Here is a 20,115-nt window from a genome sequence, read left to right on the forward strand (position 1 = left end):
CTTATCTAAAAACTATTGCAATGGCTAATATCCAGTTAAGGACAGAAACTACAAGTCCTACAATATTGAGAATTTTTTCTGTTTTATAGTCCAGTCCAGATTCTTTTTGATATGAAATAGCCAAGACCAATCCTATGATACCCAAAACCAGACCTACTATTGGAGATAGCAAACCGAGCACAATAGATAGGATACCTAAAATAAGTGAAGGTTTTTTCTTTTGTTGTGAATTCATATTATAAAATCTCCTTAAATTTAATATAAATGATGATACCTTAAGATACTAGCTTTATCTACCATTCAACAGTTTTTAATAAAATATTAGCTAGTCTTGACCTTACCAATCCAAGAATCCAATCCATAAGAGAGGATATAAATCTCAGAGAAACCTTGTTTCTTCAAATAAAGTGCTGCATTGGTCACTCGTTGTCCGCGTTGGTTTTCGTAGAGAAGGACAGGTTTATCCTTGCGAAGGGCTGCAAGGCTTGACTTCAACTGATTTGAAGGAATATTGCGGGCTCCGAGGATATGTTTTCTGTGAAATTCTGCTGGTTCACGGACATCAATCAACTGCCCTTTCCGAATCAAGGCTTCAAATTCTGCATTGTCCACAATCTTAGCCGCACGACGAATACGAAGGTAGTTATAACCCATCCATGCCGCCATCGCCAGAACGATTCCCCAAACAATCCAAATTGTCATAAGTTCTTATCTCCATTTTTCTCTATGTAGTCTAATTCTATCTTGTGCTCTCTACGAAGAACAGCTTCCGCCTCTAGATAGTCTAGCTTGTCCATCAGACCTGCATCATAGATCCGAGAGAGTTCGAGCTTCATCAGTTCAATATCATACAAGCGTTTCCCCATGTAAACAATAATGCCAAACTGTTTGAGAAATTGCTGCACATCATAGAATGTTTTCATAGCTTTCATTCTAACAGATTTTATACTTTTTTTCAATACTGGACCGGCTCTTTCCCCCTATTTTCTTCGTCTTCATTGCCCAATCTTCCGCAAGTGTGGTACAATAAAAACATGAGAATTCAACAACTACACTATATTATCAAAATCGTCGAAACTGGCTCTATGAATGAGGCAGCTAAGCAACTCTTTATCACCCAACCCAGTCTCTCTAATGCAGTTCGAGACTTGGAAAATGAAATGGGCATTGAAATCTTTATCCGCAATCCCAAGGGCATTACCTTGACCCGTGATGGGATGGAGTTTCTCTCCTACGCTCGTCAAGTTGTCGAGCAAACCCAACTTCTGGAGGAACGCTATAAAAATCCTGTCGCCCACCGCGAACTCTTTAGCGTGTCGTCTCAACACTACGCCTTTGTAGTCAATGCCTTTGTCTCCCTGCTCAAGAAAAGTGATATGGAAAAATACGAGCTTTTCCTTCGTGAAACTCGGACTTGGGAGATTATCGATGACGTCAAGAACTTCCGTAGTGAGGTTGGTGTCCTCTTTTTGAACAGTTACAACCGTGATGTTTTAACGAAAATGCTGGACGACAACCACCTCTTGGCCCACCACCTCTTTACCGCCCAGCCTCATATCTTTGTCAGCAAGACCAACCCTCTAGCTAAAAAAGACAAGGTCAAACTGGCTGATTTGGAAGACTTCCCTTATCTGAGTTATGATCAGGGGACGCACAACTCCTTCTACTTTTCAGAAGAGATTCTTTCACAAGAGCACCACAAGAAATCCATTGTAGTCAGTGACCGTGCCACCCTCTTTAACCTCTTGATTGGTTTGGACGGATACACGATCGCAACAGGGATTTTGAACAGTAACCTCAATGGAGACAATATCGTTTCTATTCCACTGGACATTGACGATCCGATTGAACTAGTCTATATCCAGCATGAAAAAACCAGCCTGTCTAAGATGGGCGAACGCTTTATCGAATACTTACTAGAAGAAGTTCAGTTTGATAGTTGATAAGCCGTCAGACATATTTTATAATATTTCTTAGAAAATAATGATTGGAGAATATCGTTGAAAAAGTTTATATTGGCAAGTGCTGTTGTCCTTTCAATGGCAGGATTTGCCCAAGCACCTATCTACGCAGAGGAAAGCAATGCTAATCCTCCTGCTACCACCGAACAAAGCAACTCTAAGGAAGATAAGAAAGATCTTTCAACTAAAACTGAAGAGGAGGTTGCAACACTTCCAAAAGACAAGGCAAAAGAAGAAGCTCCTAAAAAAGAAGGATGGCAGGAAGAAAACAAACAGTGGCGTTTCTATGAAAACAATCAGCCTGTCCTCAAATGGAAAAAAATTCAAGATAAGTGGTACTATTTTGACAACGATGGAAACCGACTCAATGATACCATTTTTGATGGCTATGTTCTCAATAAAGACGGGGTCATGGTAGAAAATGGCTGGGTAGCTCTTGAGGGTAAATGGTACTACGCCAGTGAGTCTGGAAAAATCATCCAACAAAAATGGGAAAAAATCGGAGGAGTTTGGTACTACTTTGACAAAGATGGTGTCATGCTCACTCAGACAATCGTTGATGGTTATCTCCTTACCAAAAGCGGGGCTATGGCGGAGAATGGCTGGGTAAAGGTTGACCAAAATTGGTATTATGTCACACCATCTGGCAGAATCTCGCAAGACAAATGGGAGAAAATTAATGGTTCATGGTATTATTTTGACAAAAACGGCGTGATGCTCAGCAAAACGACCGTTGGTGCTTACCTGCTCGGCAGTAGCGGGGCTATGGCGGAAAACTCCTGGGTGAAGATTGACCAAAATTGGTATTACGCTAATGAATATGGGAAATACAGCCGAGACAAATGGGAGAAAATCAAGGGAACTTGGTACGCCTTTGAACAAAATGGAGTCATGCTTTCCAATAAATGGAAAGGAAGCTACTACCTCAAATCTAGTGGAGCCATGGCTGAAAAAGAGTGGATCTTTGACAAGGCCTACAACAGTTGGTTCTATCTAAAAGCGAATGGAACCTATGCGGCTCGTGAATGGATTGGAGCCTACTATCTCAAGTCTGGTGGCTATATGGCCAAAAATGAGTGGATTTATGACGACTATTACAAGGCTCGTTACTATTTGGACGATAGCGGACATTATGTATCAGGAACCTACAAGATAGACGGCAAGGAACACCTGTTCCAAAAATACGGCCAATGGATTTCTGAAGTTTCAACAGAAGGTGGATTTGTAAAAGGTCAATACAGCAATACCATTTTCCTCGATCCCGGACATGGCGGACGAGATTCTGGCGCCTTTTACTACAATGTTGCTGAAAAAGATCTCAACATGCAGATTTACCGTAAGCTTCGTACTAAGTTAGAAGAACTAGGCTACAAGGTTCTCACTTCTCGTGATAGTGATATTGACGTTGATTTTGTTACCGAACGTTCTCGTATGGTCAACAAAACCAACTCTGACATTTTTATCAGTATTCACTTCAACGCTACTGGTAATACCTACTCAAAAGCGAGCGGTATTCAAACCTACTCCTATAGCGATGAACCTGATTATCCAAGTAAGATTAATCCATACTGGCACAACCATCCTGATCGCATTAGTGAAAGTAAGCGTCTCGCTGCTGCTATCCACTCCTCTCTCTTAGCCGAAACAGGGGCTAAGGATGCTGGTCAGTTAGAAAGAAGTTTTGCCGTCCTACGCGAAACAGCCAAACCAGCCGTCCTCCTAGAGCTTGGTTATATGGATAATTTCACTGAGAATCAACGGATTCGTGATGATCGATACCAAGATAGACTAGTCGCAGGTATTGTGAAAGGCATCCAAAAATACTACGCTGGTCAATAAAAACAAAGTCTCGAGGTTTCTCGAGACTTTTCTATTTGTCTTCTTTTTTATCTTTATCAGGAAAGAGGTATCCAAGTCCTACACAAGCTAGCACACCGGCACCAATCACCAAACCGCTTGAAATTGGCAAAAGGTCCAAAATAGCATTTGCAATGATAAAGGCAATAATCAAGCACATGAGACTAGCCTTATAGTCTTTTTTCAAAAGATTTTCTAGAGTGAAATAGAGGAACAAACCTACTGGAATCAATGACCAGAGGTTGACATCCAAACTTGGCCAACCAACATAACCGAAATACAATACTAGCGCTGCGGCTACTAAGAATACAAGTCCCAATAATTTTTTCATTTTTTTGTCTCCATTTTATTTTTTAGAAACCTGAATTGTCTGACATTAACCCTTCACGCCCTTTACAAAAATCATTATAGCAGAGGATTTTTTCAAGAACAAGCCTTTTTGTCTATCTGGTCTATATCTCGGTCTAAGTGGTTGAATAGTAGTAAAAAAAGAAAAGAAGCTCATTTGAGCTTCTTGATTTTACCAAGTACAAGAACATTTCTGAACTAAGTGAATCTAAAGTTAGATTCTAAACTAGTTTTTCTTTTCCTTAGATTCTAGAGAGGATTTGATTGCTTCACGATCAGCTTGTAGTTGAGCTAAGTTCTTTTCTTCTTCCTCAAGTTTACTGGTATCTGGTTTCACACGATAGTAAACATCTTCTGGTTTCATTAACATCGCTTCATATTGTTGTCCAGAAAAAAGTCTTTCCTCAGCATGATTACTTTTATCCGTAATCTTCCCATCATCACCAGGTTGCATAACAACTCCACTTGGAACAGCAACTACTACAAATCCTCCAGCAACCGAATCTTTTACCCATGCACTGATAGACGCTGTCTCAGGGTTACGACTATCTTGACCTTTTGATACCTTTAATCCAACTACAGATTCGTACTTTTGATCATTTGTAAACCAAGTCGCATCTACTTCTCCAGAATTCGTAATAATGTATTCATTGCCAGATTGACTACGCCAAGTGCCTTCTAAACTAGACAAATCATTGTTTTTGATTGCTTCAATATCTAGTTTTGGAACGGCAGTTTCTTTCTTTAGCTTGCTAACAAGTGCTTCTGCTTCAGTAATCTTGGTGTCCAAATCAGCCAGTTGATTCTTGAGTTTTTGAATTTCCTCTTGTTTATCCTTATCAGTCTCATCCGTTTTTCCTTGGCTTGTAGACGCTTGACTTGTTGTCTCTGTAGTTGAAACTGAAGACGATGCTTGATTTGACTCTTTCTTTCCGATCAGAGAATATGAAAAAATACATATCAAAATGAGAGTGACTGAAGCAGCAAGTGCTATGCCAATATAGATTTTTATATTTGGAGCCGACTTTGATTCAGACCGCTTAGGTCCATTGACCTCTTCAAATTGTTTTTCCCGTTCTTTCTTATTCATAATTTTCTCCTTTTTGATTTATATTCAGGCAAGCTTACGAGACTTCATTCGTTACTATCCATGATTTTTTATAATTTTTAGAAAATCTAAACAAAAATTTCTAGAATAATTAACTATAAAAACATCTCTAGATTAGTATCAAAACAAGTATATATTACAATATATTATACCACAAAATATAAACTACCGTTTGTAATTATTTTTTAATAAGCCGAGGATATGTTTTTTAAACAGAAGCCATCTCAAATATTTCACCTTTTCTGTGTTTACAAAAAAGAAACCCATTAGGGCTTCTTCATTCTGCCGATTGCAGGGATCGAACCTGTGACCTACGCGTTACGAGTGCGTTGCTCTACCAACTGAGCTAAATCGGCGATTACTCTTTTAGTATAGCACTCTGAAAATAGATGTCAAGAGATTTTCATCACCATTAGAAAAAGCCTGTCCTGAGACAAGGCTTTTATATATATCTCTTTAAAATCTCCCATTTTCATAGAAATCTAAATAATATATTTATAAATCAATATTTTCACAAAACTATGTCATCACCTCACTATCTAATCTCAGTACATAAACCATTTTTTCTATAGCTTTTGTCTTAATCTTTATTTTTTTTCTTCAATCCAAGAAAAGCTCCTACTATAAACATGATTCCGGCAGCTAATAGTGTCTGGGCTCCGCTTGCTGTTCCGGTTTTTGGCAACTCATTAGGATTGTTAATAGTTGATTTACTATTGATGTTGGTATTTTTATTAGTTAAGTTCCCTTTTTCATTTAGATAAACTTTCTTGTTAATTTCAAAGTTTTTATCATTTTCATCAGAAACAATACTGTTGACATCATTAGTTGAATCAGATTGTGTTTTTTCTTTCTTTTTCGATACATCAAAAGTAGGTTTATTTTCCTCCTCCTTTTTCTCCTCTATTTTCTTGAATACAGGTTTTATAAAGGTATCTTTTGATAGATTAAGAACATAGCCAACGTCTTTTTTCCCTTCGAAACCAGAAATTTCCCAACCATCAAATTGATAGCCTTCTTCTAATTCACCCTTATAGACAGGTAACATAAAATCTTCTTCCGACACTATCGTTGAACTCATTTCTTTTCCATTTTGAATGGTCACAGTTACCCTATGAGGTTTTAATTCACTTACCTCTCCCGTGTCTTTATTTAAAATGAATTCTTTTACGGTTGTATTTCTTGCAAAATCTTTTACAACAATCTTAATGTTTAGTGTCTTATCTGTTATTTGTTTAATATCATCAAATGATTTGTATTCTTTTCCATTTACATAAATATGTTGTTCTTGAATCTCACCATCGAATCCATTATTTCTTTTATCATTGATGTTAAAGACTACAGATTTTCCGTTAGCATATTCGATACTAGTATTTCCCTTAGGATCAATGCTTACTTCAGGTTTTACATTATCATATAAGAATTGATAGTGTACTCCAACCGCTTTCGCATTCAAATCGCTATAGCCAGTTTGAAGATAAACATTTCCATCCATATCTGTTACCTTATCTGGAAATCCGTTTGCTTTATAGTCTTTCATTCCCCAGTCCATGATGTCACCGTCTTTAACATTAAGCTTAATGTTAAAATCTCTAGTGTTATCAATGTGTAAATCTCCATAGATTAAATAATTATCTACAACCGATTCATTAACTCTCAACTCCCAGTTAAAACCACCCTTATCAGAAATCTTACCTCTTAAATAGAATTCTGGATTTCGTACATAAATTTTATTAGTTTTAGATGGATTAAAGTAGTTCTTGTCCATTGAAAGATTTACTGGTTTTGCATCAATAAATAACGTAGAGCCATCTTCTTTTATAGCTTCGATGTTGGACTTATCCTCTCCTGTGTACTCTTTACCATCCTTACCAAATAATACCAGTTTAGAAGGATCTGTCACAAGATTGCCATCTTTATCGATTGCCTCCCCTTTATCATTCATTTTAAATGTAAACACTTGATATCTTACAATGTTAAAGCCGTCCAAAGCCGACATTAATACTGATTGAGTACTTCTTCCATCTTCAACATTTCTACTATCAGCATAAATTGTTGTTTCTGATAAGACTCTTAGATTAGGATTGGCCTTTTGGATTTTTGCTATATCTTCCTTGCTATAGACTCCATTCCCTTCTAACATATCCGTTTTCCCAGGATTATAGGTAGTCACTTTTAGTGCATAGCCTTTTCTTAGAATGATGTTATCCTTTAACAGATATTGTTGTTTTTCTGAATCAGAATAGATTTTACCAGATTCCATGTCCGTTAAATTGTTTGGTTTATTTTTTGAAAGATCTCCTTCTCCTAATTCTATTACATTCCCATAACTTGATGCATACGGATATTCTGATTTAGTTTCTTTAATTTTTTCAGGCATTCTAATTTTAGTTTCAGCTTTTATCCGACCATCATCTTTGACAAAAAACCTCATATCTCCTGCAAAAGCTAATCCATCCACAATATCATTAATATTAGCGTATAAATCAAATGTCATCGTTTTTGAGTGGGAATCATACTTGGTCGTTTTGATTTCTATCGATTTATAATTATTGCCATAATATACCTTGGCATTTTTAGAAACATTACTGATCTTTCCAAGAATTTCAAAGTGTCCATCTTTAGACGGGTTTAGAATGCCATAAATTTTTGATTTGATTTCATCAAGTTTTTCAGTTTCATATTGTAAGGCACTACCATCGTCATAAGCAATGATATTTCCCTTATCATCGTATTTATAATCGTATTCCTCTATTCTCTTACCAGTTTCACTTGTAAAGTCATCAACTTCTCTGAATTTCTTTTTAATGAGTTTCTTTAAGTCTTTACTTTCAAAATCTCTAATTGTTGAAATAGTTTTATGAATAGTCAAGCTAGATTTTTCTTCGGTAGCCTCTTCATTTTCTTGATGATGTTCTACTTCCGTTGTATCTTTTTTAAGACTATCCTCTTTTCTATTTTCTAAATTTTTAAATTTAGATTCGGGAATCTCGCCAAGCTTTTGGTATTTAGATGAATCTTGATCAGGATCTACTAGATAATAGGAAATCATCCCCTTTTCATCAGCATGATCAGCAAATTTAATTCTATGAATCTTTGTGAAATTGCTAGAACCGTCTAATGCAATCACTTCAATGATTTTGCCTCTTAAATCTCCTGCACCTTTAATTTCATAAATGGTATTTCCATCTTTGTCAAGTTTCCTATTTCGTCCTTGACCCTCACCTGCATAAGTGACCTCAAGATTTTTCTCAACCTCTCCATCTTCATTAACAAGAGCGGCCCCAGCATACCAAACTTCGTTGGCAATCTCGTCAAATTTTTCAGGATGTTCTTTTTGATCTCTCGCAAATAGCGTTTCATTCTTGTATTGCTCTTTGACCTTGTGATAAGTATCCTTTGTAATTAACTTAATTTTTCCAGGGTTTGAAAAATCAATTGAAACAATCTTTGGAGGTGTGTTATCAATTTTTACAGGAATATAGGAAACCTGCCATGGGTAATCTTTGGTTAATCTATATTTAAATTTATAGAAATATTGGCCTTCCGCAATCGGTTCAAATTGTCCTCGTATCTTAGTAGCAGGATCTTTTTTGTCATTACTTTCTGGGGCATTTTCTTCTCTACCTCTAGGGTTATAAATGAGTCCATCCCATTTCAAGTCACCCCAAACTTTTAGTTTAGATGATTTGATTCCCTTTGCATCATTTCTTTTAGAGTTTAAAATTCCTTTAATAAAGTGTTCTCTCGAAATGACTTTTAAGTCTTTTTGATTTTCTCCTTCTTTATTTGTATTTACTATTGAAATCACCCCTTCTTCTGCACTTCTTAATACAAGTGGAGAAGGCGTTAATCCTCTCTCAAGTTGAGCATCTTGAGGATTTCCATTTGAATCTAAAGGATAGATTTTAGCAATATTAGAGCCACTTGATGAAGGTGCGTTGATTCCTTCGTTATTGAAAGCAAATAATTCTGGATTTTGATCTAGGGATGTTGTATTTTTATCTTTTCTATTTTGGATAACTCCTGCTGGATTAAATTTATCTATACCATGTTCTCCACCAATCCCCTTATTCAAGGTACCTGGAATTTTTGGTTTACCATCATCATCATAACCTTCCATTGCTTTTGATTTTGATCCTTCTTCCCAGGCCCATTTATCAAGGATTGGTTCGTGGTTCCAATTCCCAGCAAATCCCATTAGAGGCATCGACAAAGAAGGTTGGAAGTTTCTTTTCTTACCGTTGGAGTTTAGAGCTTCCATTTCTTCCACTGACTCAAAATGAATAAATGATTCTACAAATTTATTTTTGTTTTTAGCTTCTCCAACATTTATAACCGCATTTAAATCAAAGCTGGAATTTGGACCTATAGTGAAAGTATCATGCTCAAATGTGATATTTGCTCCTTTGACTTTTTCTGGGTGAATTTCTGGAACAATTTGCTTCCCGTCCGGAGATTTTTCATCTTTATATGTTTCATCGAGTTTTAGCCTATCAGTTAGAGCATCTGTAGTTACAGTTGATGCAGAAACTTTAAAGGTTAAAGGTCTGTTTGAGGTATTGTGAAGCTTAATTGTAAAGTATTTTTTATCACCTTTTATTTCTTTAAGAGAAATGGAACCATATGAATTTACCAAACCTTTAGAATCTGTATTTTTGAAAGTTGCTACAACTTCATTTCTCAAAGCGTTGGCAACATTAATTAGCCCCGCTCCCTGCTGTCTAGGTGATGCAAAGTATTGACTCTTTTCTTTCCAAGAGGTTGCATCCATCATAGGTCTTGCAGTATTTTGTAGAGCTATTTTTGTAAGACTTGTAAGGTCTATTTTGTCATCTCCCTTAAGATTTTTCAAGACAGGTCTTTCAAGCAATTCCTTTAATTTTGGTCGAATCAAAACAGTAGAAGCTGCTACGATTGGAGTTGCCATACTAGTTCCTGACATATAACCATAAGTGGATTTACCATTGATAACATTTAGAGTGGATTTAATATTTTTACCAGGTGCTGAAACATCCGGTTTTAAAAGCAAGTCTGTTCTTGGCCCCCAAGATGTAGACCCTGCTGGAACGATAATATCTTCTTTATAAAGTTCTTTGTCTGTGTCAGGTGCAAATTTAAAGTCAATTTCTTTTTCATCACCTACATTCGGTTTATTAGAATTATAGCTTTCCATATCAATTGGATAGTATTGTTCTAAGTTATCTTTAAAATCTTCCTTATTATTTCTTTTGACTTCAGTTTTTTTATCAGGGTTAATCATGTTCCATAATTTTACACCATCATCTCCTGAAATTGAAAATACTTGACTTTTAGTCCCTTCATCCGCTTCATATCCCATAGCTGGAAGGTCTGTCCAATTATCTCTATTGTAGTAATTTACAGTATTTACAACCATAATGGCACGTGCGCCTTTATCCATAGCTCTTTTAAAAGCATCTTTTAAATCCTTGGTATAAATTCTATCCATTACTGCAATTTTGCCCTTAAGATCCAATCCTATCAAATCTTGGTCTTGACCTTTGCCTATATATACAAATTTTAATTTATTTGGAGTTTTTGACCCATCCTCATTTGTTAGGATTTTATTTTTATCGAAAAAAGCTCCTATATTTCTGTATTTAAAACTTTGTCCTCCAATGTTAACCTTATCAAACTCAATGGTTTGATTTTTAGCAGAAGCGACCGCTATCGCATCTTCATGTGCGGCAGTTCGTGTTACATTTCCAGTATCTGTCATTTTCAGATTATTATTGGCTACTAAATCCCAAGAAGAACTTGAAGCAGAAGTCGCAAAGTTACCTGTAGCAACAACCATTGGGATTCCTGCTTTTCTTAATGCTCTAATAGCCTCCCAATATTTCTCACCTACAAGACCTGTTCCTGTAAAACCAGATGATACCGAAACAACATCGACATTGTGTTTGATCGAATCTTCAATAGCATGAAACATTGTTTCATCACCCGCAAACCCAGATCCTGCGTCAGAGTACATTTTATAAGAGAAAATTTGTGCATTAGGCGCAATTCCATCTATGCCATTAAAGTTCTTGATGTCTTTTTCAGTATCATTTCCAGCAAGAATCCCTGCAATATGCATCCCATGTGGGTCAAAATAATCCCTTCCATCATCATATTTTTCTACAGTGATTTTACCACCATTATAATAATTGAACGCATGAGGGATTTTATCACTCAACCAATAATTTTTATCAGTGCCTTTTAAGTCTTCTTTTTTAAATTTCATCGAGTCTTTGGCATCATCATCGATCCTCATAGCCTTATGCCTATAATCTGTTCCAGTATCGATATTTGAAATGACCATACCTCTACCATCAAAATTTTTCCCAAATGGAGCATTAATAGACTTTAGGTAATCAATAGCTTCCTCAACTCCAATTTCCTTTCTGGCATGATTCATCATTGGTTGGACTTTTTGTGATCGTTCAACCGACGAAACACCTTCTATTTGTTTAATTTTGTCCAAATTATCTGGAGTTGTTTCAATGGCAGCGCCATTAAAAATCGTATTATAGGTATATAAAACTTTTGTATCCTTAAGATTGGATAGTTCCTTGATTGCTTTTTCTCCAGATTCTTTATCTTTAAATTCAGCAATATAGACAAGTTTATCTTCTTTTTTCGGATTTTCTGTATCTTTATTTACAAATGAGTCCGCATCATCTCCTTTGGGTTGCTTGGAGTCTTCTTTGATACTTGCTCCTTCGTTACTAGTTTTTTTGTCTATCTCAGACTTTCTACTAACAACCTCTTTTTCCTCAATAACTGTTGTCTTCTTCTCCTCAATATCCTTTGAAGTTTCTATAACATTATGAAGTTCTTCAGATTGTTCATTGTTTTCTGTTTCTTTATCTGCTACTACTTTTTCTTTATCAGAAATTCTTAAAGCATCTTCAGAACTAGGTGCATCTGCTACTACTTTTTCTTTATCAGAAATTCTTAAAGCATCTTCAGAACTAGGTGCATCTGCTAAAATTACCTCATTGGGGGCATATGCTGCTAAAATAACTGCAGCAGTAGTTAATGACAATACCGTACTTTTTTTCATTATAATTCCTTAATTTTTTATTTTAAACCCAATAGATAGAAAACTTTAACCTTGCTAGCCTTTGTTATAAAAAGTTTTTTTAAGTATTATCTAGTGGGATAGAGTAGTACATTTATATATAATTGTTAGCTCTCTGAAAAATAGTATATCAATTAAAAAAATTTAAGTCAAGAAAAATTAACCCTGGTTAATTTTTTTTTTAATCCATATTAACAAATAGTCTAGTCAATAAATTTTATAGTTAACTGGCTACAGTATAAACTCATTCGTGCCATCAAAAATATTATCAATCAACTGGAATAACTACCAAAATCGCAAAAAGGGGTATGGACAGAATTTATGCCTTAATAAACATGCAAAAACAACCGCAATAATTTTCAACGGTTGTTTGTAACATATTTAATTTTTAACTCTCATCCTATTTTATATCTTAAGAACCCGCACTTTCGTAAGCGTCCAAGCCCCTGTCCCAGAGTTTCAAAGAAATGACAAAGAAGACAAGGGAAATCAACATCAAACCACCGATGTTAAAGAGCCCGTCTTTGTCCTGCAAGAAATAGCTGGCAGGATAGTAGGCCGTAAAGGCGAAAGGCACGATAAAGCTAATCAACCAACGAAGAAGCGAATTGTAAATAGAAATCGGATACTTGGCAAAGTCATTAAACATATAGAAAATGTAAATCATGGCGCCTGACTGCTTGGTCCAAAAGGCGATACTGGCAGTCGCGATTTTCAAGGAAGTATAAATCAAGGTCGCAAAAGGAATGCAGACTAGGAAAAGCAAGAATTTGGGAAGAGTCCAAGCAATACTTGATACTGTTGTCCCTAGTAAAATGCCACCGACCAATAGTTCACCCAAGGCATCAATCTGAAAGGTCTCGACTAGGATATGGAAGAGCGGATTGATAGGACGAGTTAGATACTTGTCAAACTCTCCCTTTCGGACTAAGCGTTGTCCCAGTGCCCAAAGATTATCAAAAAAGAGATGGTCCAGTCCCTTGGGAATTAAGGAAAATCCATAGATAAAGGCAATCTCTTGGAAGGTCCAGCCTTCTAAGGATGGAATGTGTTGAAAGATGACATTGAGAAACAAGAGGTTCAGGCCTTGAGTCAGAAAAACTCCAAGGACACCAACCACAAAATCAACCTTGTACTCCATGATTTGCTTGATGTATTGTCTGATAAAAATCAGATGCATGCGTTGATATTTTTTCATACTAACCTCCTTGAATAGTGATAAATGACTGGACTCGTTTCCAAATCAACTGAGACAAGCCCACCATCACTAAGAGCCAGAAAAACTGTAGCAAGATGGCCTGAAGAATCTGACTAGCATCGTATTTCCCAACAATGATCATGACCGGAGTGTAGATCAAGGATGAGAAAGGCAAGAAGGAGAGAATATCTGAAACAAGCTTTGGAAAGAAAGCCAAGGGAATCAGACTTCCAGACATAAAGGCCACTATGGAAGTCTTGAGTAGATTGGAACCCCAAAGATTTTTAAACACAAAGGCTGAAAACCCAAAGCAGATATTAAAGAAAAAGTTAATCAGGTAGGCCAGCATCAAGCTAAAGAGATAAAGGATAGTTAATCCCAACACTTCTACAATACCTTGCCCAGATAAGATTTTCATCAACACAATGACACTTAAAAATGGCAGTCCAACAGAGATAAAAATCAACCACTTGGACCCAAGCTCCGTAAAGAGGTAAGAAGCCGCAAAATGCACTGGTCTCAGCAAGCGCATAATGATCGATCCGTCCTTGACCTCCTCTCCTATCATAAAGGAAGAATCCGACCTAGTCAAAAGATTGGTCACAAAACTCATGATGATGTAGAGGGTGATGTCCGCCATACTGAAGCCCTGAATCAAGGACTCCTGCGAGGAATCAAAGACCGCCTTCCAAAGATAAAAAGCCACAAAGGCCCCCATCACATCGCCAATCCGATAGAGAATAAAGTTGACTCGATAGGTAATCAACTCCTGAATCCCTGCATTGATAAAGGGTTTATAACGTCTCCACAATTTGACCATCTTAGAGCTCCTTTCGGTAGAAGCGACGGATAATATCCTCAATATCCGTATCAACCATCTTCAAATCGCGGATCTCAAAATCAGACAAGGTTTGCTTGATAATATCAGCTGACTGGTAGCGGGAACTATCGAATTCAATATTAAGGCTATTTCCTTGTCTATCAATGGTCATATCAGGCAGGCCTTCATAGTGAGAAAGGAGATGACTTTGACCTGGTAGCAGTTCAAAGGAGAGTGTCTTCATCTTACCAAAGGTTTCCTTGAGCTGGCTGACCGTTCCATCAAAAATCTCCTGCCCCTTGTCAATCATAAAAATCCGATCACAGAGTTGCTCAATATCACTAAGGTCGTGAGTGGTCAAGAGGATGGTTGTTTCTTCCTCTTGATTGATCTGAGTGATGGCCCGACGAATGTTATCCTTGACCGAAACGTCCAAACCAATGGTCGGCTCATCTAAAAAGAGAACTTTGGGATTGTGGAGTAAAGAAGCCGCAATGTCCGCCCGCATCCGTTGTCCCAGTGAAAGAGTCCGAACGGGATCCTTGATAAATTCCTTTAAATCCAAGACCTCATTCAAAAAGTCCATGCGCTTGTGGAAGAGCGAGTCCGGCACATCGTAAATCTCTTTCAAGACCGTGTAGGTCTCTTGCAGAGCCAAATCCCACCATAGCTGAGTACGTTGACCAAAGACCACCCCAATATCCTTGACATAGTCTTGACGATTGTCCTGCGGAATCTTGCCGTTAATCCGACAAAAACCAGATGTCGGCTTTAAAATTCCTGTCAGCATTTTAATGGTTGTAGACTTCCCAGCTCCATTGGCCCCGATAAAGCCTAGAATCTGCCCCTTGGGCACCTCAAAGGTCAAATCCTTGACCGCTTCAAAGGTCTGCTTTTCAGGATGAATAAAGGAGCGCAAAGCCCCCTTCAAGCCTGGCTCCTTTACTGTCTTCACAAAATTTTTCTGAAGATGTTCCACTTCTATCATTGCCATATCTATCTCCCCTTAGTAAGAAATCAACAAACCGTGTCCTCTAAATACAAAAAGCCAATTTCTCATCTCCTAAAATCTGTCTTCTTTATCACATTAGAAGGCCTCAGTAACACTCTATTATAAAGTAATTAAGAAGGGAAAACAAGTGTTTTTTGTGGGATAAGAAAGAAAGCATAGAATATCCCAGTGATCGAATATCTTGAAAACGACTAGATTCACTCTCCGCTGCTTCATCGGAACTTTTTTACATTTCCAAAATGTGATACAACAATGGTATCCAATTGATTCGCCATTTCTTTAAAGGAAAGATTTAAGTCCAAAGTCTGAACACTGATTTGATTACCGTGCATTTGATAAACATTATCTGGTTGAACTACTTCATCTGTCTTTGCATAGAGCAACATTCCCGACACTTTGCTACCATGTTCTTGATTTTGGTATTCTCTATTTTTGACATATGTAAAAATCTGATAAAGATTGTTGGAGTGGAGAGAATACTTTTTAAAATTCATTTGAGTTGTACTTTTATAGTATTTAGCATCAATAATCAAGATAGAATTCTCTTTTTGAAGCTGAATATCACTTTGCATGATAGGGAGCATCTCACAGATACCATCGTCTAACGCCCACGGTATCTGTGCTGCATTCGCATTTAATTCTGGATAATGTTTTTTATAATACTCAAGGATAAATTTTTCATACAATCTGTTCATTCGTCGCTCATCTAAGAAACTCATCATCTTCATGTTACCATCTGATGTTGTTTGCAATAAACCTTTTACCACCAAGTAGCAAATGGCAATCATCATTCTATAAGATTGATTATTTTTGTTGTATTGCAGATTCCAGTTAACAGTTTCCAAATCAATCGGTTCAACATCACGAAAATAAACCATCAATTTCCGCAATTCTTTCTTCCTATCCTTGGAGATATCTGCTTTCAACAGAAGATTGACCGTTGATTTTATAATACGGTTCATCCTATTATTTACTGAAAACTCTTCATAAGTACAAAATATTTTCTTCCCAAGAGTACATTGACTTTTGATTGACTCTGTAATCTCAATTTTTCCCCTTAGTGTAGAGAGTTCTTCCACTTGAGCAAGGTATTCCTTTCCCAGTCCTCTCTTAAGCTGTATGGCAATTCCTTTAGCCAAGATAGCACTCATCAAATCAGCCGTATGATGAAACTCCTCTGTGGCAAGTTTCTGATATCCTTGCCCCTTAAGAACCTTAAAAGCATAAGTCAGCATGTAATAAACATTCTTTATCGGTATCACTTAATCGCACTCCTTAGATTGCCACTCCATTCTTTAACTAAGCTAGGTTCATCAAACCAATACTCCTTTAAAAGAGGTATCAGTTCATACTCTACAATACTCGAAAGAACTTGTTGGTCGATACTATTCGGTATTAGATTACAAAAATAACTATGGCCTATGCAAAAACCCTCTCCTAAACTTTCATCAGAAGCGATGATTTCATTTAGATGCTTCACAGTATTTATTAATGCATCAAATTTTTCATTCTTCAAGTGTGATTGATATTCTTTGAAGCCATCCGAATCAAATCCTGGTTTCAACTCAAAAAATGCAAATCTTCGTCTCAAGGCAAAATCTAGCATGGCTAAGCTACGATCGGCAGTATTCATCATACCAATAATGTATAAGTTCTCCGGAATTGAGAATTGTTCATCCGAATAAAGAAGCTGTAGATCTCTTCCTCGCTTATCCATTTCGATAAGCATAAACAATTCACCAAATATTTTGCTCAAATTTCCTCGATTAATTTCGTCAATGATAAAGAAATAATCATTGCTTTCATCGCCCTCAGCCTGTTTACAAAATTGATAGAAGGGACCTTTTCTTAGTTCAAAACCACTGGCAGAAGGTCTAAATCCCATAATAAAGTCTTCGTACGAGTAACTTTGGTGAAACTGAACCATCTTTACCCTATCGATCGCTTTTTCACCCATCAGTGAGTAAGCTAGTCGATCAGCAGTAAATGTTTTTCCAACACCCGGAGCCCCCTCCAATATGATGTTCTTCTTAAGGCGAAGAATCGTTGCCAATCGATCATAATCCTCTGCTGATACAAAAACTTCTTTTAGAAAATCTTCTCTAGCGTAGCTAGTATCTCCTTTTTCAAATTCTTTTGTGTCTTCCGATGCTAGATTGTATGTAGGTGCTGAACTCTCAGTAACTTCATTTTTTGCTTGTTTTTCTTTTTTCACTTGTTCAGAATACTTCCACGCTGCAAAAGACAATTCATTGAAGTTTTTCAATTCAGACTGTGGACTACCTAAATAGTTTTTAAGTATTTCAACAATAGAAAAATAATCTGATGCAGAAACTTTCGAATTCACCTTTGGGAGTTTATGGACTAATTCTAAAGGTAATTTCCCAGATTCGTAAATATACTCCTTGTTTGGTCCATCTATATTTAAAAACGAATTGGAGGCAATCCAATATAAGCCCATCGTAACTTTAGCAGTACCATTGTTTTTTCTATTGATGACTTTATCAAAATAGCCTGAGAGAAGCTCCTTATTTTCAGATGATGAATCTTCGGAATAAGCTAATGCCGCTACAAAAAGCTCCCACAAATCATCAATATCACTAACCCCTCTATCTGTATAAAAAAGATAATAGGTCGCATTCTGTTTATTGAGAACGGGAATACTGTCGAATGAAGTTGGAACATCATGAGATAATTCAAATAATTCTGCAATAGCAGTCAAAATTTTAATCCGATTTTCATTTTTCAACCCTTTATTGAATAGACCAAAAATTGTAAAAGGGTCAATATCCATGATATTGTTGTCCTTGTCCAAGGTTGGCATTGAAATGCCCGTCATTTGATAAATTGCCTTAACCTTTTGAATGAGCTCTGCCCTTTTCTCTTTATAGCTCACAAGTTTAAACGCAAATTCTTTATAAAAATCTACCCAATCAAATTGTCCTGCTTGTCTCATCTTAAACCTCACATCCCACATCTCTAGTAATTTTTGATGTACTAAATTTTATTGTTAATTAATATTATAGCACGAAAACCTTTCCAATACGATGCAACATTGCTATACATATACGATAAAAATTTCACTATCTTTAATCAACTTCAACAGTACACAAAAAGGTGACCTTTGTCGCCTCAAATGATTCCTTCTGATACTTTGAAATTCAATAATGAATCTATTCGATTCACTTTTTTATCCTTCATTATGAAGTTTCATTTCAATCTCCTTTGTAGATATGTCGTGAGGAAGAGGAAATATCTTCGTGTAGCCCTCATCACAAAAGAGAACCTTCTGATCTGATGGAAACCATTCCCGAAGCCAGAGGATATAGGCGGCATAATCTTGTAACCGATTTTTTGAATCAAAGTAGTTTATAACGAAGACATCATTTTTTCGATTCAAAGCACCCTCAACTGAGACCTCGGGACTTTGGTAATCCCATAAAAGACGATAGGCTTTTTCATGATCGTTTTCTTCCCTTATAGTCACACCTGAATACCTATCTCTCAGCGAAGCACAAAATGCTTGGATATCAAATTCTGCATTTTCATAACCATCTAAAAAGATAAAATCTGCTGAACTCATGACTCTCCTCCTCACTTTGAAAGCCTGATATTATTTTATCATAAATTAAAAAATTTCTTAGAATCAAATTAAATTCCATCTCCTAAACTTGAAAAATAATTTATTTCCACCACACAAAAAACCCACCCTCATGGGCAGGTTTCTGATTTGTATTGTTCAGCTAGATTATGCTTTACCTTCTGAACCGAATACGTCGATACGTTCTTCAACTGATGCTTGGATAGCTTTTACACCGTCAGCCAAGAATTTACGTGGGTCAAAGAGTTTCTTCTTGTCGTATTCTGCTTCGTTTGCTTCGTAGTCACGAGCAAATTTACGAGTTGCGTTAGCGAATGCGATTTGACATTCAGTGTTAACGTTAACTTTCGCAACACCAAGTTTGATAGCTGCTTGGATTTGGTCATCAGGGATACCTGAACCACCGTGCAATACGATTGGGAATCCTGGTACAGCTTCAGTCAATTTTTGCAAGTGGTCAAGGTGAAGACCTTTCCAGTTTGCAGGGTATGGACCGTGGATGTTACCGATACCAGCTGCCAAGAAGTCGATACCAGTTGCAACCATTGCTTTAGCATCTTCGATTGGAGCCAATTCACCATCACCGATGATTCCGTCTTCTTCACCACCGATAGTTCCAACTTCAGCTTCTACTGACACACCATTTGCGTGAGCAAATTCTACAACTTTACGAGCTTTTTCAAGGTTTTCTTCAACTGGAAGGTGTGAACCGTCAAACATAACTGAAGTGTAACCAACTTGAATACACTCAAGTGCATCTTCGTAGTGACCGTGGTCAAGGTGGATAGCTACTGGTACAGTGATACCCATTGATTCAACAAGGTTAGCGATCAAGTTGCGAGCAACTTTGTAACCACCCATGTATTTAGCAGCACCCATTGAAGTTTGGATCAAAACTGGAGCTTTTTTAGCTTCTGCTGCACGCAAGATAGCTTGAGTCCACTCAAGGTTGTTTGTGTTAAATCCACCAACTGCATAACCGTTGTCACGAGCTGCTTGGACAAATTTTTCTGCTGAAACGATTGCCATTTGTCAGGCCTCCTATATATTTTTTGGGACATCCCATTTACATTGTTCATTTTATCACTTTTTGACAAAAAAAGCTAGTTTTTCCCATACTTTA

The 20,115-nt window shown here is 36.9% G+C and carries 15 protein-coding genes and 1 tRNA gene; 2 read left to right on the forward strand and 14 right to left on the reverse strand.

All coding sequences use genetic code 11. The features are described from left to right. Position 1: 1 nt before the first annotated feature. From D8805_RS07935 to D8805_RS07945, 3 genes are all read right to left on the reverse strand, one after another. Positions 2-235: a hypothetical protein gene (locus tag D8805_RS07935; RefSeq protein WP_001088142.1), complete on the reverse strand. Its 234-nt coding sequence runs from the start codon at positions 233-235 to the stop codon at positions 2-4. A gap of 86 nt (positions 236-321) precedes the next feature. Beyond that, complete coding sequence (locus tag D8805_RS07940; protein WP_000158120.1) at positions 322-702, reverse strand: rhodanese-like domain-containing protein; 381 nt, start codon at positions 700-702, stop codon at positions 322-324. Beyond that, positions 699-932: a YqgQ family protein gene (locus D8805_RS07945; RefSeq protein WP_000646473.1), complete on the reverse strand. Its 234-nt coding sequence runs from the start codon at positions 930-932 to the stop codon at positions 699-701. The genes D8805_RS07940 and D8805_RS07945 overlap by 4 nt, the downstream gene beginning before the upstream one ends. 102 nt (positions 933-1,034) lie before the next feature. On the opposite strand from D8805_RS07945, the gene D8805_RS07950 reads away from it, so the two are divergent. Further along, positions 1,035-1,943, forward strand: a complete 909-nt coding sequence (locus tag D8805_RS07950; protein ID WP_001222585.1) for a LysR family transcriptional regulator — start codon at positions 1,035-1,037, stop codon at positions 1,941-1,943. A 57-nt stretch (positions 1,944-2,000) separates the two neighbouring features. Beyond that, positions 2,001-3,800 (forward strand): N-acetylmuramoyl-L-alanine amidase, encoded by a 1,800-nt coding sequence (locus tag D8805_RS07955; RefSeq protein WP_125416660.1) that lies wholly within the window; start codon positions 2,001-2,003, stop codon positions 3,798-3,800. 31 nt (positions 3,801-3,831) lie between these two features. Here D8805_RS07955 and D8805_RS07960 read toward each other — a convergent pair whose 3' ends face one another. From D8805_RS07960 to D8805_RS08010, 11 genes are all read right to left on the reverse strand, one after another. Further along, positions 3,832-4,149, reverse strand: coding sequence for a hypothetical protein (locus D8805_RS07960; protein WP_125416662.1), 318 nt, complete (start codon positions 4,147-4,149; stop codon positions 3,832-3,834). 243 nt (positions 4,150-4,392) lie between these two features. Next, positions 4,393-5,256, reverse strand: coding sequence for a DUF6287 domain-containing protein (locus D8805_RS07965; RefSeq protein ID WP_125416664.1), 864 nt, complete (start codon positions 5,254-5,256; stop codon positions 4,393-4,395). 301 nt (positions 5,257-5,557) lie between these two features. Beyond that, positions 5,558-5,630, reverse strand: a tRNA-Thr gene (locus D8805_RS07970). Between the two features lie 224 nt (positions 5,631-5,854). Next, positions 5,855-12,343, reverse strand: a complete 6,489-nt coding sequence (locus D8805_RS07975; RefSeq protein WP_125416666.1) for a S8 family peptidase — start codon at positions 12,341-12,343, stop codon at positions 5,855-5,857. 430 nt (positions 12,344-12,773) lie between these two features. Next, the gene (locus D8805_RS07980) at positions 12,774-13,559 is read right to left on the reverse strand and encodes an ABC transporter permease (protein ID WP_125416668.1); all 786 of its coding nucleotides are present in this window, start codon (positions 13,557-13,559) and stop codon (positions 12,774-12,776) included. Position 13,560: 1 nt separating this feature from the next. Continuing rightward, positions 13,561-14,379 (reverse strand): ABC transporter permease, encoded by an 819-nt coding sequence (locus tag D8805_RS07985; protein ID WP_125416670.1) that lies wholly within the window; start codon positions 14,377-14,379, stop codon positions 13,561-13,563. Position 14,380: 1 nt separating this feature from the next. Further along, on the reverse strand, positions 14,381-15,373 hold the full coding sequence (locus tag D8805_RS07990; RefSeq protein WP_084975816.1) for an ABC transporter ATP-binding protein: 993 nt from the start codon (positions 15,371-15,373) through the stop codon (positions 14,381-14,383). A gap of 230 nt (positions 15,374-15,603) precedes the next feature. Beyond that, a complete protein-coding gene (gene mcrC, locus D8805_RS07995; protein WP_125416672.1) occupies positions 15,604-16,653 on the reverse strand; it encodes a 5-methylcytosine-specific restriction endonuclease system specificity protein McrC in 1,050 nt (349 codons plus the stop codon). Continuing rightward, the gene (locus D8805_RS08000) at positions 16,650-18,347 is read right to left on the reverse strand and encodes an AAA family ATPase (protein WP_125416674.1); all 1,698 of its coding nucleotides are present in this window, start codon (positions 18,345-18,347) and stop codon (positions 16,650-16,652) included. The genes mcrC and D8805_RS08000 overlap by 4 nt, the downstream gene beginning before the upstream one ends. A 234-nt stretch (positions 18,348-18,581) precedes the next feature. Continuing rightward, positions 18,582-18,974 (reverse strand): hypothetical protein, encoded by a 393-nt coding sequence (locus D8805_RS08005; protein WP_125416676.1) that lies wholly within the window; start codon positions 18,972-18,974, stop codon positions 18,582-18,584. A 165-nt stretch (positions 18,975-19,139) separates the two neighbouring features. Then, positions 19,140-20,021 (reverse strand): class II fructose-bisphosphate aldolase, encoded by an 882-nt coding sequence (locus D8805_RS08010; RefSeq protein WP_001019005.1) that lies wholly within the window; start codon positions 20,019-20,021, stop codon positions 19,140-19,142. Positions 20,022-20,115 lie beyond the last annotated feature (94 nt).

Origin of the sequence: Streptococcus oralis subsp. dentisani (genome assembly GCF_003944205.1) — a bacterium.
GTDB lineage: Bacteria > Bacillota > Bacilli > Lactobacillales > Streptococcaceae > Streptococcus > Streptococcus oralis_BH.

Excerpts from the sequence above, each read along its gene's own strand:
- D8805_RS07990 (WP_084975816.1), bottom strand. The coding sequence starts at position 15,373 with ATGGCAATGATAGAAGTGGAACATCTTCAGAAAAATTTTGTGAAGACA.
- D8805_RS08005 (WP_125416676.1), bottom strand. The coding sequence starts at position 18,974 with ATGAGTTCAGCAGATTTTATCTTTTTAGATGGTTATGAAAATGCAGAA.
- D8805_RS07935 (WP_001088142.1), bottom strand. The coding sequence starts at position 235 with ATGAATTCACAACAAAAGAAAAAACCTTCACTTATTTTAGGTATCCTA.
- D8805_RS07950 (WP_001222585.1), top strand. The coding sequence starts at position 1,035 with ATGAGAATTCAACAACTACACTATATTATCAAAATCGTCGAAACTGGC.
- D8805_RS07965 (WP_125416664.1), bottom strand. The coding sequence starts at position 5,256 with ATGAATAAGAAAGAACGGGAAAAACAATTTGAAGAGGTCAATGGACCT.
- D8805_RS07940 (WP_000158120.1), bottom strand. The coding sequence starts at position 702 with ATGACAATTTGGATTGTTTGGGGAATCGTTCTGGCGATGGCGGCATGG.
- D8805_RS07960 (WP_125416662.1), bottom strand. The coding sequence starts at position 4,149 with ATGAAAAAATTATTGGGACTTGTATTCTTAGTAGCCGCAGCGCTAGTA.
- D8805_RS07945 (WP_000646473.1), bottom strand. The coding sequence starts at position 932 with ATGAAAGCTATGAAAACATTCTATGATGTGCAGCAATTTCTCAAACAG.
- D8805_RS07980 (WP_125416668.1), bottom strand. The coding sequence starts at position 13,559 with ATGAAAAAATATCAACGCATGCATCTGATTTTTATCAGACAATACATC.
- D8805_RS08010 (WP_001019005.1), bottom strand. The coding sequence starts at position 20,021 with ATGGCAATCGTTTCAGCAGAAAAATTTGTCCAAGCAGCTCGTGACAAC.
- D8805_RS07975 (WP_125416666.1), bottom strand. The coding sequence starts at position 12,343 with ATGAAAAAAAGTACGGTATTGTCATTAACTACTGCTGCAGTTATTTTA.
- D8805_RS07985 (WP_125416670.1), bottom strand. The coding sequence starts at position 14,379 with ATGGTCAAATTGTGGAGACGTTATAAACCCTTTATCAATGCAGGGATT.
- D8805_RS08000 (WP_125416674.1), bottom strand. The coding sequence starts at position 18,347 with ATGAGACAAGCAGGACAATTTGATTGGGTAGATTTTTATAAAGAATTT.